Origin of the sequence: Pseudomonas sp. CFBP 13710 (assembly GCF_014842235.1) — a bacterium.
GTDB classification, from domain to species: domain Bacteria; phylum Pseudomonadota; class Gammaproteobacteria; order Pseudomonadales; family Pseudomonadaceae; genus Aquipseudomonas; species Aquipseudomonas baltica.
The window spans coordinates 216,285-231,773 of the sequence record NZ_JACYVJ010000001.1; the positions used below are offsets into that span (position 1 = coordinate 216,285).

The following is a 15,489-nucleotide window of genomic DNA, read 5'->3' on the forward strand; positions in this document are numbered from 1 at the left end:
AACCGGTGAATCATCCCGGTTTTCCTGAGGCGCGAAGTAACTTTCTCTACAAGCGAAAGTGATCGCCGATGACATTGAATGGAGCTGTAAATGCTAGTAAACGATGTGAAAGTAGCCGTAGTCATTCCGAGCTACAAAGTCAAAGCACACATCCTTGGTGTCATCGAAAGTATCGGGCCTGAAATCCAGACGATCTATGTGGTCGACGACTGCTGTCCCGAGGGCTCGGGAGACTTCGTCGAGCAGAACAACCAGGATCCGCGTGTGGTGGTCCTGCGCAACCCTGAAAACCAGGGGGTGGGCGGTGCGGTGATGACCGGTTACCAGGCCGCACTGAATGATGACGTGGATATCGTCGTCAAAATTGATGGCGACGGCCAGATGGATCCGACACTCATCGAAAGCTTCATTTCGCCTATCCTTCTCGGTCATGCCGACTACACAAAAGGCAATCGCTTCTACGATCTCGAAAAGATTTCGGCGATGCCGAAAATGCGTCTGTTCGGCAACGCTGTCTTGTCGTTCATGACCAAGCTGTCATCCGGGTACTGGGATCTGTTCGACCCTACCAACGGTTTCACCGCCATTCATACCGATGTTGTGCGCCATCTACCGTTCAACAGAATCAGCCGCCGCTATTTCTTTGAAACAGACATGCTGTTTCGTCTGAACACATTGCGGGCTGTCGTGATCGACATCCCGATGGATGCGAAATACGAAGACGAGGTCAGCAATCTCAAGATCTCGAAAGTGGTGGGTGAATTCCTGTTCAAACACATTCGCAACTTTGGCAAACGGGTTTTCTACAACTACTATTTGCGCGGAATGTCATTGGCCTCTCTGGAACTTCCGATCGCGCTGGTACTGCTGGTATGGGGTGGCATCTTCGGCGTTTCGCACTGGATCGACTCGCTGAACACGGACATTCCGACACCGGCTGGAACCGTCATGCTCTCGGCCTTGCCCGTGATCATAGGGGTACAGCTGCTGCTCGCGTTCATCGGCCATGATATTGCATCCAGCCCTCGACACCCGTTCCATCGAACCCGTAAAAAGGTCAAGGTCAAAGCGCGGGACAACGTTCAATGATCTACTTCGTGGCTGTACTGTGTGTTCTGGGCATCGCCGGTGGGCAGATACTCTTCAAATTGAGCGCGGCATCGCTGCAGCGCGCGGGTATCTTCGACCCTCAGACACTGATCACGTTGTTCACCGCCTTCGCGCTCTACGGTATCACCACAATTGCGTGGGTATGGGTGCTGCAGAAAATCGAATTGGGTAAGGCCTATCCGTTGATGGCAATGGCCTTCGTACTGGTCCCGATTGGCAGTCACTTCGTGTTCGGGGAGCGATTCAGCGTGCAGTACTTTGTTGGCGTAGCACTCATCATGAGTGGGATCGTAGTGGCTTTGAAAGCCTGACAGTCCGAGTTCTTCGCCTTCATTCCTCCAGCCGAGCAGTGGACCAACACTTCATGGAAGTTCAAAAGCATCAATCTTTACAGCCATTCCGATCGGCAGGAAAAGTACTGTTCCTGCTGTTTGCGATGTGTTTTTTCCTCTACATCCAGTTCAGGGTGCAGATCAATAACGGTTTTTCCGTTCTCTATGGCGACAGCTACGATGCCGCCATTGTCGTGGCCATTCTCGAACATTGGTTGAATGTGTTTCGCGGCGATTCGCCATGGTCGCAGCTGTATTACTTTTATCCCTATAAAAATACGCTCGCGCAAACAGACGGCTATTTTCTGATTGCGGTGATCTATTCAGTCATTCGGCAATTTGGTCCCGATTCCTTTCTGGCTTCCGAATTGAGCAACATCGTCGTCAGAGCCATTGGTTTCCTTGGCTTCTACTGGATGATGCGCAAGGTCTTCCGAGTGTCCTACGGATGGGCCGTTCTGTCGGCAGGGCTGTTCCTGATCGCCAACAACCTCACGGTGCACGGCACACGGGTTCAACTGGCGACATTGGCATTTGCCCCCATCGTCACGGTCCTGCTGCATCAGGCGTACGTGGCGTTGCTCGCCGGCGACAGGGTCAGGTTGGGCGTCAGGGGCGGCTCGGCGGGCATCGCGCTGGGTGCGTGGGCACTGACCTGTTTCTATATCACCTGGTTCTTCATTTTCTTCACGGTGATCCTGGCTTTCGTCTTGCTCTGTGTCGCGGATCAACAGCAGCGTCGGGCGCTATGGCAGGCCACGCTGCGCCATTGGTGGGTGGTTGCCAGCGTAGGTTTGATAGCCATCATTGCAATGATTCCGTTGCTCAGTGTCTACCTGCCCAAGGCAGCCGAGTCTGGGGTGCGGTCGTACGAGTCCGCCCTGAAGTACGTGGTGGAACTGCCTGGCATTCTGCAGGTGGGCGAAACCAACATACTGTTCGGCAGCATCTACAACAACGCTATAAAAGTGATATTTCCCGGCTACACCTGGGAGGGCGAGTACTACAACACAGGCATCGCGCCCATCATCTTCGTCCTGTTCTGCTTTGCAACCGTTGCCATTTTTCGTCAGCGCAAGCACCACCCAATCACACAGTTTACCTGGGCAGTGAGCCTGGCCGTGTTGATCACATGGGCCTGCGTCATCAAGGTGAACGAAAGAAGCCTTTGGTTCTTCGTATACACCTTGTTCCCAGGTGCGAAAGCGTTGAACGTGGTGAGTGCCTACCAGATTTTCCTGATGTTCCCGCTGACTGTCGTCGTGACCGTCTACCTAGCGCGATTGCTTCCGCGGTTGCCAGTGTCGATTCTCTGCATTTTGGGCACAATGCTGATTGTCGAAGAAATGAACCGAGCCTACATCCATCTTGATCGGAAAGTAGAACTGGCCAAAGTCGCAAATCTGACTCCAGCACCGGCCACCTGCAAGGTGTTCTACGTCAGTGGATGGCCACGACAGGAATCAGTGATCGACAATATCTACGCTCACAACGTCAGCGCGATGCTGATAGCGGAGCTCTTGAGAATGCCCACGATCAATGGTTTCGCCTCGTTCAATCCGCCGGACTGGAACCTGGCGTATCCGAATAACAACGACTACGATCAGCGCGTCCGGACATACCTGCAAAACCACGCGATTACCGATGTGTGCAAGCTCGATCTGGCTACCAAACAATGGTCACCCGTGCCGCAGTGACCCGCTAATGGCTCTCTCACCGCGGCCCAGGCCCCGGTGAGATGCCTGTAACGCCATCAATACTTCTCAAGCTGTCTTCGCCCCGTCAGGGCAGGGGCCTTGCTTCACGTGCTCTCAAGAACCGCTGCGCAGGTCGTTCCAGGAATCTGTGGCTCAGCATGCTCAGTACGATCAGCACAGCGAAGAACAGCAGCATGACCCAGCCTTGATAGAACACAGCGCGCGCAAAACCCAGCTTGTCTGCCGTCAGAGCGAACACAATCTGCAGCGGAAAGTGAATCAGATAGGACGCATAGCTGATATCTCCAAGTACTGCGCCTGAGCGAAGCAGGTTGGGCCAGTAGCGCCCGATACCTGCAAGGGCTGCGATCAAGAGTGGGAAGCCGACGCACATGACGAAATACGTGTTCACGTTATCGCTAAAGCCTAGCTGATACACCCAAGCAGCAGCGCATGCCGCTGATACCAACGCCGTGCTCCGCCCCGGTCCAGCGTGACGTTCCAACCATTGCAAGCTGATGTAGGTCAGCCCGCCTACATAGAAACACAGCAGACCGCTGCCTTGCTTGTAGTAGTCAGGGTACAGATAGGCGCCAAGCGCACACATGAGCACTGCCAAGGGCAGCAAAAACCGCCCAGTCAGGCAGATCAGGAAGAAGGTGGCATACAGCAGCACCTCTACCGACACGGACCAGATTGGCGCGTTGAAGGACCAGCCCTTTTCAAAGCCCCAGGCGGGGGCGAGGAAAACGTTCAGGATCGCGTGATAGGCATCGTTGGCCTGATAGACGAACGAGCTCGAGTGCATCGAGCCGTAGATCACCTGAAGGGCAGCTACGACCACGAAGGTCACGATATGAAGCGGGTAGAGCCGGCTGAACCGGTCCAGAGCAAAACGATTTGCCGTAATGGACCTTTCCGAGATTTTTCTAGCGAACAGCCAGAAAAAAACGAATCCCGAGATCGAGAAAAACAGCTGAACCGCCAAGCCTCCATGACCATAAAGCCCTTTGAAGGTGGCAAAAAAAGGCTGTTGTGCGGCAACGAATGCAGAGGGATCATCGGCGACATAGAAGAAATGCTGCCAATGCCAGAACACGACACACAGCGCGGCGAGGCCTCGGAGGGTGTCTAGAGTGTAAAGACGGGCGGCTGAAGGGGGACTGGCGGTCATGGAAGCGTCGACTGTTGGGTGGGAATAATAAGGATAGGCTCGGCAGCCAACTTTACGACCTGATAAACACTCGCACGTGGCGAGGTTGCAAAGTAATCTGCCAAGAGGCGAATGCTAACAGATCTAATAAGAGGCTGCCGCGTTTCGTTGCTATAGCAGCACAGATAGGGTATAAGGCCCAACTTAGACCAACTTAGAGATGAAAAATGGGGATTTTGAGACTGATATTGGCCATGCTTGTGGTACTTGGCCATATGGATATCAATTTCCTGGGGCTGCACCTTGCCGTCAGTGCTGTTGTAGTATTCTACATATTGGCAGGGCATGTCGTCGCCAAGTTGTGGAGCCGACAAGATAATCTAGTATTGACTGAGCGTGCCAGTTGGTTCTATCGAGATTGATTTTTGAGGATCTATCCCCTTTATCTAGCAGCGCTGACCATGTCAGTAGTTCTATGGTGGCTAGGGGCAAAATCTATTTTTCTGGCCGTGAACCCATCGCTTTGAGCATGGCTTTCAAATATGTTGATCGTGCCTTTGAATTTTTACATGTTCACAGGGGGGAACGATTTCATGCTGGTTCCTCCGGCATGGTCATTAGGGGCCGAGTTACAGTTCTATATTCTATTGCCATTCTTGCTCAGCAGTCGCTATGCCGCGTGGGCATTCAGCCTCGCAACCTTCGGCTGCTACCTAGGTGCTCAGTTAGGGCTGTTGAATGCCGATTTTTATGGGTATCGCTTGCTGGCTGGGGTTGGCTTCATATTCATGCTAGGCGTGCTCGCGCACCGGGAAGATCCGGTTTCCCGGACAGGTGTAGGCCTGGCGTGGGCCGGTAGCGCTGGATGTGAGTTTTTTAGCCCTGACTGGTCATTCGGCAGCATTCAATCTGGACGTTGCGCTTGGCATAACCGTTGGACTGCCTTTGCTTCTGCTGTTCCTAAAATTTCCGAAGTTTGGAACGTTAGGGGCAGTTCAACGGTACGCGGGGGGGATGTCTTATGGTGTATTTTTATTCCATTTTCCTGTGATCTGGTTATTGCAGATGTTGGGTCTCTATTCTAAGTCCAATGCATGGTTGGTCATTCTCATTTCGGCCGCAATAGCGTGGGGCTGTCATGTTGCTATTGAGCGGCCTATATGGAGAAGGCTGCGTCCGATTGCACAAAAATAAACCTGGATCAAAACTACATCCGGTCCGGAATTGCCGAGTAGTCTCTTCAGCTGGTTCAGCCACCCGTTGCTATTTGTTAAAACAGCTTTTGACCCATCGCAAAGGCGCGGTCAAACGCCAACTGGTCGACTGGTAGACGGCGTCTAGGCTGGTTTGGTGATGCGACTTGAGCCGCTCCAGCTCGGGTGAGGGCGGCAACGCGGATGCGGAGTTGCCAAAGCGTGTGTTGATCCAGACTTGAGTGCCATCCAAGTAGGTGAGAGCGCTTAAGTCAATGTCGCTACCTGGCCGAAATTTGCACGGTTTTTCATAGAGAAGCTTCCAACCATTATCGTGCAGCAGATCGATGATGCCGCCTTCAAGAGCCCTACTGTGAGTCGCCACTAGCAGCACTTTGACCTTGCGTTGCAGTGCATCCAGGGAAGCACGTATGGATCTGAGTTCGAACCCTTGGATATCCATATGCATGAAATCGACCGACTCCAGCTCGGTCAGTACGGAATCAATCGTGTAGGTGTCAATCTCTTGGGCATCGACTGTTATCCCTCGGTAGTCTTTGCTACTCCCATCCTCTATAGGCGATGCACCCCAGTCGAAGACGCTCTGAGAACCAAAGGAAACCTTTCCTACGGTGTCGGATATGGCGCCGTGGATGCACCGCACGTCTACGTAGCTATCTTGATCGCCTGCCGCTCCCGCAGAAACCTCATCAGGAAGGGGAAGACCATTGTCCGCAAGGTTCGTATGCAGCAGCGTGTGACGCTGCAGGTCAGCCTCCACAGCTAAAAGACAGATCTTCCTGATGCCATGCCGCAAGGCAGCCTTTGCACCAAAAACAAGCCAGGGCCCGTAGCCAGCTCCCAGTTCCACGATGGTGAACGAATCCTTCGCTCGTTCCAAAGCGTAGATAACTGCCAGGTACTCGATAGCCTCGGCATGCAGGGCATCGTCTGGAAACGGTATAGCCCCCAGTGCATGTTCGGCCGGATGGCTCTCGATCCCGAAATAGGAAAGGCGTGTGCGAACGCCGGAAAAGTCGGTGTAGAAGCCTGCGCAAGGGACAGCGTCAGGGCTACGATATTTTTCAAACGCTTGCAGGTCACTCAGTGGCACGCCCAGGTAGACCTGATTGTCCGAGATAGCGTCGCGTAAAGATTTTTCCATGTGAAGTCCGCCTGTAATGAATGATCCTATTCATCCACTCGCATTGACGCGAGAAAGCTGGCCCAGGGATTCTGTTGTTAAGTGGATAGAAGGTCAATCGTTTTTGCAGGCGGCCATCCTTCTTTGGTCGAGCGCGACTAGTCTAAAATAACAAGTATGGCGAGAAATCCTCAAGGTCGGTACCCTAAGTACTTGTGTCGAACACGTGTAGAAGGGGCGTGATGCCCCCATTAGTAGAAACAAAAGCAAAGAAATATTAATTTGGCTCCTGTTCCCTTTTGTAGGCTGTTAAGAGAGTCCACCTAAAAGATAGGACATCCACTCTTTTTAAGCTATGGAATAGCCACTGGGGTATTTTATAGCTAACAGCAACGATAAATGTGGCGAGCTGCTCAGCCGAGAATGACGACACAGCTGGAGTACCGACCAGAAGCTGCCTATGGTAGGCTAGAGCCTGGAACCGGCATAAAGCGTGTCCGTGACGGCGCAGCAAAACGATTCCAACGCGAACCAGCTGTTTTTATGGCGCGAGCTGTACCAAGACAAAAGTGTAGGCGGTGGGTGCTAGCAAAACAGTGATGCGAACATCATAGCTAAGCGATACGCCCATGTAGATACGCGGATTGCAGCGGATGTTCGGCAAGAATGCGTTAGAAGCTGAATTATTTAACAAAGCCGTGAAAATTCCTCGATCGCCAAAATAGATTATCTACTGGCCATTCTTGCTGGGGGAGGACCGGTGAATGTCTAATTGTCTCTCGCTCGCAGCTAGCGGTTCGACTTAAGTACTCGGTATAGCCTAGAGTGGAGCGACGCCAGTCCGTGACCGATACGGAGTTGGTGAGGATAAGAGACAAGTAGACGTGTTGGCAGGTTATGGCTACCGTCGCGATTTGGGGTTGCTCCGCCGTAAGAGCGAAATTCATTCACTGGCTCCAACAAATGTGCAGCGGCTTTACAACGTAATGCGCAATAAAAATCTAGGGCCTAACAACGCATTGAGCAACCCGGCATCCAGCCCCGGTAAGAAGCTAGAATTGTCGTCGCTATCAGTAACATACGGTAGGGTTCAGATGCTTTTGAGTTTCGCTACGAAGGCGGTGCTAAGTTGAGCGTGATCTTGCGCTGGACTGCTGTGATCGCGAATCTATGGCCAGACTTGTCAGCCAGAAAGGCTATAGCGTTTAGGAGAGTGGAGGCTTGGTCTGGAAAGCGTAGAAAAGCGTTTTGGCGATCCACTACCGGGTATTCCGGCGCAATGGCTGAGTGATAACTGCTCGGCCCCGTATCGCTGAGTAAGCATGTTTCTTTGCCTTCCAGATCGGCTCGCAACTGTTGACTATCCCGGCGCGCAACGCTCAAAGTGAATTTTTCAGCTATGGCTAGGAGCTTCCTGCGGCGAAATCTTTGCCAATAAGTGCCAGCGCGCGTTGACAAATAACACTCCAAAGATCATAAGAGACATCGTCTGCCTTATCGTAAGGGGCAAACCGATCTATCGACGCGCAAATAATTCCGCTGTCATTTTTCCATACGGTTCCGGGATTCTGGTCTGTAAATGAGCTGACGAAAAGCAGTTCATTGTTTTCATTATAAGCCTTCATTTCGGCGAATATTTCTTTGACCAAGCTGTCTTGTAAATGATAATTGGTTTTGTAAACGAATATTTTGCTTGCGTCGTTTAATTGCTCAATTAGCTTTTGGCGCAAATATTTTATCTTTTCCTGTTCTTCTGCGTATATCGCAGTGCATTCGTCATTGCCCAATATATATTGACGCTTCCCATTTACTACATTTGATCGAAGATTAGTATGGAATCCAATTCCATATTCTTCGTCGCGCACCATGTCATCCCACACAGGGCTCAGAGAGGCGTATTGATAAAGTTTGCTGAAGCGGCTCTTAAGAGCCTTTATTAGTGATTCATGCGGAACTGTTGCCCATCGTAGTAATCCACCAGGTTCACACCCGTTATGGCGCTGAACGAAACCAAATTCACAGTTATCTCCGAGGCTTTCGAAATGTTCCAGCATCTAAAATCTTCCTGAATTGACGTTAAGTTTTTTATTGCACTAAATATTATGTCGGTCTGTATGTCCTCAAAGCAGGGTTGTAGTGTGAATACTACTAATCCACATGCTCAGCGGTAGGATACGCGATGAGGATGTCAACCGAGGCCCGCACTAATTAGCAAACTCCTAAAATGCATTTCAATTTTTTCATAGTGTTTTTTGGCTTCAGTGAAATCAAAGCTATCAATGAATTCGTTGATTTGTCCTGCCTGGTTTTTTGACTCTTGAAGAATGCTGGCTTCTAAACAAGGAAAGCCGGCATATCCTAACATTTCGCGCATACGGTCATCGATGTTTAAAAATAGGGCAGGTATGCCTGCTTGCATTGCTATTATTCCTCCATGAAATCTACGACCAATGAATACGTCATGCGTAGATGCAAACTCACGCCATTGGTCGGTCTCCCAGAATATGTGGTAGCTAGGTTGCTTTATTTCTAGCTCTTTAAATTCATATTTGGCAGTTCCTCTGATTAAACCGTTGTTCCATTCATAAAACAACTTATCGTTTGGTACGAAATCAAAACCATAAAAAAGATGATCATCTTGGAGGGCGTATGAAATATGAGAGGAAAACGAAGAAATAGCATTTATATCTTCGACAGTTCCAATTTGATTTCCCAGATACCCACTCATTAAGATATTAAGCTTTCGACTTGTGTCGATAGCTGATAGCGACATAAGTGCCTGCTTGATTTGCTCTGGGAATGCAAAAATGGATGGGCAACCAGCTTCATGTGCATTATTAACGTTTCTATCACGCAGGAAGTTTGCACTTTCGAAACCCCTGCAAAAGATAAAATCATTCTTTACTTTGAAAATGTCTAATAATTCTACTGTCGCAGGGGGCAGGTCTAAGTTGAATCTGTCTTGAATGCCAACGCTCATCATGACGGTGGGAAGATCTAGTTTCTTAACCATAAAAAGTTCGGTGTCGGCCGAATAGTCACCCCGAAGAAGATTTGCGGTAAATATCACAAGCTTTTCGTATTTCTTTCTAAATTCCTTAAGAAGTTCAGGGTTGTTTATAATAAAAACCACATGCCACGACGGGATGAAATCTACATCGCATCCAGATAGCGCCTGCATTCCTGCATCGCCAATAAGATAGTTTCCTGTATTTCCGTTGACCTCTGTAGCCTTTATCAGATCTTCCCAATCTGAAATGTCAGGGCGTGGTTGAATCGTGCCAATATCTTCAGGTCGAAGAATCCAGTTGGCGGACGGCGGATTTATGCCAGTGGCAAGAACCTTTGGTCTTTTGAAGTTTGTTGCAGTGTTGTTGTTCATTTTATATCCTTAATCACGTGAGCGTTGGCATCGAAGACCGGCCCGTAGCAGGTAGACCCTCATCCATACCTAATGTCTCGCCTCAGCTCAAACGTTCTCTTTAGCAGTGCCTGGTTCGGTGTGGGGGCTGGGTTTTATGAAGGATGTCCTCAATTCCCGCTCTCCATCCGCTCAATAGCGTAGGGCATTATGCAGTGCCGAGAGCGTCATGATCAAGGCGGCCAATTCACATGTCAACATATCGCTGACGCTTTGTAAGTATAGGTACTAGCAACCCGGAGGCAATGCCGACTTCACCTCCGGTCAAATTTGCTAGCGCCCACCCTTTAATTCCCTACTACAACTATTGTTCTAAAGCGTCGGCTTGGGAGTGGTTTAGCAAATATTTGCGGTCCAAGTGTTCAGCCAGCATTAGAGTAGATGCCTCCCAAGTCCTTGATTTCATAGCTAGTGATGCTTTTAGGCTTTTGGACTTGAGGTCTGCTCGATCTGTTACCAATGCAGCTAGTGCTGTCAATGCGTGTTTGACTCTATCCGATGTAGGGATAAGATAACCGTTGCCCATTTCGACCACTTCTGACACAGCTCCAACATCCGTTGCAACTGGCACTACACCCAATCTCATAGCTTCGAGAATAGTGAGGGGAAGACCTTCATAGTCTGAAAGAAGTAAGAGAACATCTGCCCATGCATACACATCAGTCAATGCGGTCGACTCAAAGACTGGCGGTTCGGGGAGTTGAGGGAACCTCAATTCTTCTACGGTAGTATCATTGAGGACTTGTTTTCCTACAATGCGCCATTCGATTTCTAATTTCAATGCATTAGCTTGTAGCATTAGCTCAGAAAGATGAGTTAAGCCCTTTTGCTTATCTAGTCGCCCTAAGAATAAAACTCGGAGTGGTCGATTATTTTTGAATGAAGCAGCTCTATCTTCCAGCACTGCTGCTAGTTTAGCATCTGCGATGTCGTATGCCGGTGCGTTGGGGATAGGGACGATTTTCTCGTACGGCACTCCCATTGAGTGACACCAGTCGGCAAGTAAATATGAACAGGGTGCGATAAAATCGTAGGCGTGCTCATATGCCAGGCCAAGGTACGTGTGGCCGACAGGCATGCCGGTGATAGACTTATCACTTAAATGAAGCGATGCGACAGTAGTTATTCCAAACCGCTTCAGCCTTCCCATCATTCCATGTAACCCGGCGCCGTGGCAGTTGATTACCGCGTCGAGCCAATACATGAGGCTAGAAGCTTTGCCATGATTGCCGTGGCGTGCCCATGGGGAAATATCCGTCCCCATATAACTCACTGCACCATCCCAGTCCTTTTGTGACTCGTCGCTGAGAAAGCTAACTGACTCAAAAACAACTCTCCACTCTTCAGTCATATTGATATTGGTGCTTTCAAGTATGAATAGATGCGGGGTCCATCCAAACTTCTTCAAGGCTCTAGCGATATTTAATGCAACCTTTTCCACACCGCCAAATTCTACAAGGGGGAGAATTAGCCCTACATGCTTGCCCGAATTTGCGATCTTGGGATACGTGGCATTGCCTCCAAACTGACGACGGGATGCCTCATGTGCCCTTGCTCTTTCAGGTATGCCTTCCTGCCTCCATTCCCATGTATGCGCTACAGCTTGTTTAAATCGAGAATTGCGCAGCATATGCAGTTGTGAGAGAAAATTGTATACGGCTGTGGAGTCAGGCTCATAGGTGTTAATTAGGATGGATGGAGATATACGCAGTGTTACGTTTGCAACAATAGGATCACAGTTCGCGCGAGAAAGCGAATTGATCCATTCGTGGTTGGTATCTAATAGCGTCTCATACAAGCATCTAGGAGCAACCATCAAAATGCTTGCTTGCAGGTGCGATGAATTTGACCCCAGGCTAGTCGCATATGCGTGACGATCAGGCTCGCCTTCAACAATATTAAGTGTAGATATCCCAGTGGACGTAAGGGCCTGCTCAAGAGACCAAAAAGCCCAATGCAAAGACTTCGCAGCTATAAGGGTGTCGATCGTTTTTGAACTAGTTATGACCAAAAAAGAGGGTGTGTGTGCACGGCTGCGTGAAACTAGCGAATTCCAGACCATTCTGCAATATTCGTCTGGCGTTATAACTCTGCCGGGTAGTTCAGGATCGACCGTTAGAAAGTATTGATTTGTGTCGCTAAGGTAGCATGCATAACGAGGAAGCTCGGCATGTTCGAGAGTGACAAGTGTTTTAGGAGACATCAGTATTTTGTGCTTACGCAGCATGGATCCTCTAATCTCATCCTGATCGCGATGCGAGTCTGCGAGCATGCTTTCTGGACGTTTTCGATAAAGGAGCCCAAAATCTTCTAGGTTTTTACCTCTAAATCCTGCGTCCGCAGCCGTCAAAAAAAAGTCCCAGTCCTCAAATCCGAGCTTCATGCTTTCATCGAAAAATATACCTCTCTCGAATACTCGCCGATGTATAAGGCTGCCCGCTTCACATATGTTCATTGTGGTGTGGATAAGTAGCGAATACTCACCGCCATAATCTCCTGACCATTTCACCCCGAACATGTCAACGTTAGGATATATCCAGTCGCATCCAGTATCATTAGACAGGGCGGTCATGCCGCGTGAGATTGAGTTTCGACGAAGTCTATTATCAGCGTCTAAGAGATATATAGCTTCCACCGATGTCCAGCGATTTAGAGCCTCCCTGATCCCATGGTTTCTGGCTGAACTTAGGCCACCGTTCTGCTTCCTAAGATAAACAATCTGTCTAGGGTAGGTAGTCACAAATTCTGAACAGATAATATCCGTCTCGGCATGAGGACACCCATCGTTTACAAGAACCAAGACAATAGCGAAGTCAGCTATCTGCTGCAGAGCACTCTCTATGGCTTCGGTCATTAAGACGCTATGTCTAAATATGGGCATGACTATTGCGACTTTAGGGGCCGCCAGCGCGCTTGGGCGATTATATCTATCTACTTCGGCAACGGAAATCATGCTGTCGCTCTGATTTTTTTAAAGTATGCCCAGCACTTTTCGTTGCTGTAACCGGGTTTTAATCTTGTAGCGAGATAGATATCTCCTGTACCGATCAGAGGCTCAGGCAGGAAAAGATGCAGCTCTGACTGGGCGCCACCTTCCACCGTTATCCACTCTGAGATAAAGCCCGGTTTGAATTGGACACCCTTTTCGTCTAGGGTCTCAGGGTCTGGTACGGAAATGGCTAGCGCGTACTCAATCGGGGCAGCCTCTTTATTCGCGCTTTGAATGTCAGCCCATATATGTTTAGCTCCTACTGGAGCGGCTTGGGCAAGCTTTCCTAGCACGGGAGTTTGATTGATAGGATGCACAAGTATTGCTTTTGGCTCTTCTAAATACTTAACGTGGTCCCTGCTGTTGCTGAGATTCGCTACGCCTCGCATTATATCCTCAGCAACGAGCCACCGCTTATCTTGCAGTCCGTCAATAGGGCTGCTCATACTTGCTGCGGTCGGCCGCGTCTGCGGTAAGCTCCTCCATGCTTTCATCGCTAGTGTTCTATTTTCGGCCTCTCCGTTAAGCTGAACGCACCACCTGGGATCTGGATGCGGCACACCGGCGGATATTGATACTGACCCAGTTCCGCACCAGCGTATAGTGATGTATATGGATTGTTCATCCACCCCTAGACTTTGCGGGAGCGCAAGACGCAACCAATTCAATGATAAGTTCTGAAATGGGATCTTCCAGCTGCCTACCTGTTCGGAAGACTCGACAGTATTAAGCTTCACATGCAGATAGCCATCGGCATCTGTAGAAATCGCGGAAACATGGACGCCAATATCACTTATACCTACGCTTACTGTTGGCATAAGTTGCACGGCCGTAGATTTATCGCCGTCCAGTAAAATGACTCTACTGCACGGCTCGATCAGTAGTGACTCAGTTCTATGTAAGTCAAAGTTAGCTTCTGCGTAGCGCTCTAGTGCACGATAGCTTTCAAGTGTTTCCTCATGCGAGATTCGAATCTTTGACAATTCACGCATTAGAGTAACATTTCTTCTAGAGGTCGATATTTGGTACCTAACCAGTTGGCTGATCAACCAATTATTAAGACTTTCCGGACCAGCTTTTGGGTCAAATACCGTGAGGCTGGGTGGCACATCGTGGCCATGTTTTACCCAGTGATCAGCAATATCTTTAAGTTCAACTGCGGAGCTTTTATTCGCTGCAATGAAACCCACCAAATGGTTTGGGAGCGAGTCTAATCGCTTTTCTCCTTCAAGGTCCATCTCATACATCTGACCCTCCCTTGACTTCAAAGCGACAAGGCTAAATTCATCCGGAAGTCTAATGCTACTTAGTGCGGGCAGGTCAGCTGCTATGATCCCAATGCTATAAATAAGGGGCGTGTGATCAACTTTTCTATTTAGTGACTTGATTTGGTTAGTTTTCATATTTATGTTAAATATCTATCTTTTGATTAGATTCATTTGCTTGGCGTTTGTGCCACTGCCACGCGTGTTTAACGATTTCGTCTAGCGAGCTGTACTGAGGTGCCCATCCAAGCATATCTATGATTTTCGAGGAATCTGATACCAGTACGGAAGGATCTCCAAAGCGACGAGAACCATATTTAACTGGCACATCTAATCCTGTAACGCTTTCTACTGATCTGATGACTTCGTTGACCGAGTATCCATTTCCATTCCCCAAATTGAAGCTGTTACTATCGCCGCCATTAATCAAATGCTGTAGCGAAAGCCAGTGAGCTTCCCCAAGATCCATGACGTGGATGTAATCTCTTATGCAGGTGCCGTCATAAGTGTCGTAGTCTTTACCGAATACTGTGATGTCGGGGCGACGCCCCGATGCCGCGTCTAATACGAGGGGTATAAGATGGGTTTCTGGATCGTGTCGCTCGCCCAGAATAGACTCGGGGTGCGCGCCTGCTGCGTTAAAATAACGTAGGGAAATGGATTTTATACCGTACGCCCGATCATAATCGGCCAATATCTGCTCTACCATGAGCTTGGTCCGGCCGTAAGTGTTAATCGGATTTAGCGGGTGGCTCTCATTAATAGGCGTATACTGTGGATTGCCAAAAATCGCTGCTGTAGATGAAAAAATTATTTTCGATACATTATGGCTACGCATGGCATTAAGTAGGTTTAAGCTATTTACCAGATTGTTTTCATAATATTTAGCAGGGTCGGACATGGACTCGCCTACTTGAATAGACGAGGCGAAATGAATCACTGCTTCTATGTTGTGATCAGTGAAGACTGTATTTAGTATAGTAGGATTGCAAAGATCACCTTCAATAAACGTACCGCAGAATGCAGCGTCTTTATGGCCAGAAGATAGGTTGTCTAGTATTACTACGTTCTCACCACGCTCCCTCAGCATCCACGACATGTGCGAGCCGATGTAACCTGCGCCACCAACAACTAATATATTTTTAATCTTCATGACCCTATATGCCTATCTATGGATTGGTAAGG

The 15,489-nt window shown here is 49.1% G+C and carries 11 protein-coding genes; 4 read left to right on the forward strand and 7 right to left on the reverse strand.

Features of this window, described 5'->3' with window-relative positions; translation table 11 throughout:
* Positions 1–90: 90 nt before the first annotated feature.
* The 3 genes from IFT44_RS00955 to IFT44_RS00965 are packed head-to-tail and all read left to right on the forward strand — an operon-like array spanning position 91 to position 3,139.
* The gene (locus IFT44_RS00955; protein ID WP_122478386.1) at positions 91–1,089 is read left to right on the forward strand and encodes a glycosyltransferase family 2 protein; all 999 of its coding nucleotides are present in this window, start codon (positions 91–93) and stop codon (positions 1,087–1,089) included.
* Entirely contained in the window at positions 1,086–1,421 is a 336-nt protein-coding gene (locus IFT44_RS00960; RefSeq protein WP_192152894.1) for a 4-amino-4-deoxy-L-arabinose-phospho-UDP flippase, read from the forward strand. The genes IFT44_RS00955 and IFT44_RS00960 overlap by 4 nt, the downstream gene beginning before the upstream one ends.
* A 53-nt stretch (positions 1,422–1,474) precedes the next feature.
* On the forward strand, positions 1,475–3,139 hold the full coding sequence (locus tag IFT44_RS00965) for a hypothetical protein (protein ID WP_192175249.1): 1,665 nt from the start codon (positions 1,475–1,477) through the stop codon (positions 3,137–3,139).
* A gap of 85 nt (positions 3,140–3,224) precedes the next feature.
* Here IFT44_RS00965 and IFT44_RS00970 read toward each other — a convergent pair whose 3' ends face one another.
* Complete coding sequence (locus tag IFT44_RS00970; protein ID WP_192175250.1) at positions 3,225–4,313, reverse strand: acyltransferase family protein; 1,089 nt, start codon at positions 4,311–4,313, stop codon at positions 3,225–3,227.
* A gap of 521 nt (positions 4,314–4,834) precedes the next feature.
* Here IFT44_RS00970 and IFT44_RS00975 point away from each other — a divergent pair.
* Positions 4,835–5,377: a hypothetical protein gene (locus tag IFT44_RS00975; protein ID WP_192175251.1), complete on the forward strand. Its 543-nt coding sequence runs from the start codon at positions 4,835–4,837 to the stop codon at positions 5,375–5,377.
* A 178-nt stretch (positions 5,378–5,555) separates the two neighbouring features.
* Here the strand turns inward: IFT44_RS00975 and IFT44_RS00980 are convergent, their stop codons facing one another.
* From IFT44_RS00980 to galE, 6 genes are all read right to left on the reverse strand, one after another.
* Positions 5,556–6,650, reverse strand: a complete 1,095-nt coding sequence (locus tag IFT44_RS00980; RefSeq protein ID WP_192175252.1) for an FkbM family methyltransferase — start codon at positions 6,648–6,650, stop codon at positions 5,556–5,558.
* Positions 6,651–8,032: 1,382 nt separating this feature from the next.
* The gene (locus IFT44_RS00985) at positions 8,033–8,683 is read right to left on the reverse strand and encodes a hypothetical protein (RefSeq protein WP_192175253.1); all 651 of its coding nucleotides are present in this window, start codon (positions 8,681–8,683) and stop codon (positions 8,033–8,035) included.
* A gap of 134 nt (positions 8,684–8,817) precedes the next feature.
* Positions 8,818–10,011: a polysaccharide pyruvyl transferase family protein gene (locus IFT44_RS00990; RefSeq protein WP_192175254.1), complete on the reverse strand. Its 1,194-nt coding sequence runs from the start codon at positions 10,009–10,011 to the stop codon at positions 8,818–8,820.
* 343 nt (positions 10,012–10,354) lie between these two features.
* A complete protein-coding gene (locus IFT44_RS00995; RefSeq protein WP_192175255.1) occupies positions 10,355–13,003 on the reverse strand; it encodes a glycosyltransferase in 2,649 nt (882 codons plus the stop codon).
* Positions 13,000–14,442, reverse strand: a complete 1,443-nt coding sequence (locus IFT44_RS01000; RefSeq protein WP_207106115.1) for a DUF6212 domain-containing protein — start codon at positions 14,440–14,442, stop codon at positions 13,000–13,002. The genes IFT44_RS00995 and IFT44_RS01000 overlap by 4 nt, the downstream gene beginning before the upstream one ends.
* A gap of 7 nt (positions 14,443–14,449) precedes the next feature.
* Positions 14,450–15,457 (reverse strand): UDP-glucose 4-epimerase GalE, encoded by a 1,008-nt coding sequence (gene galE, locus IFT44_RS01005; protein ID WP_192175257.1) that lies wholly within the window; start codon positions 15,455–15,457, stop codon positions 14,450–14,452.
* Positions 15,458–15,489: the final 32 nt, after the last annotated feature.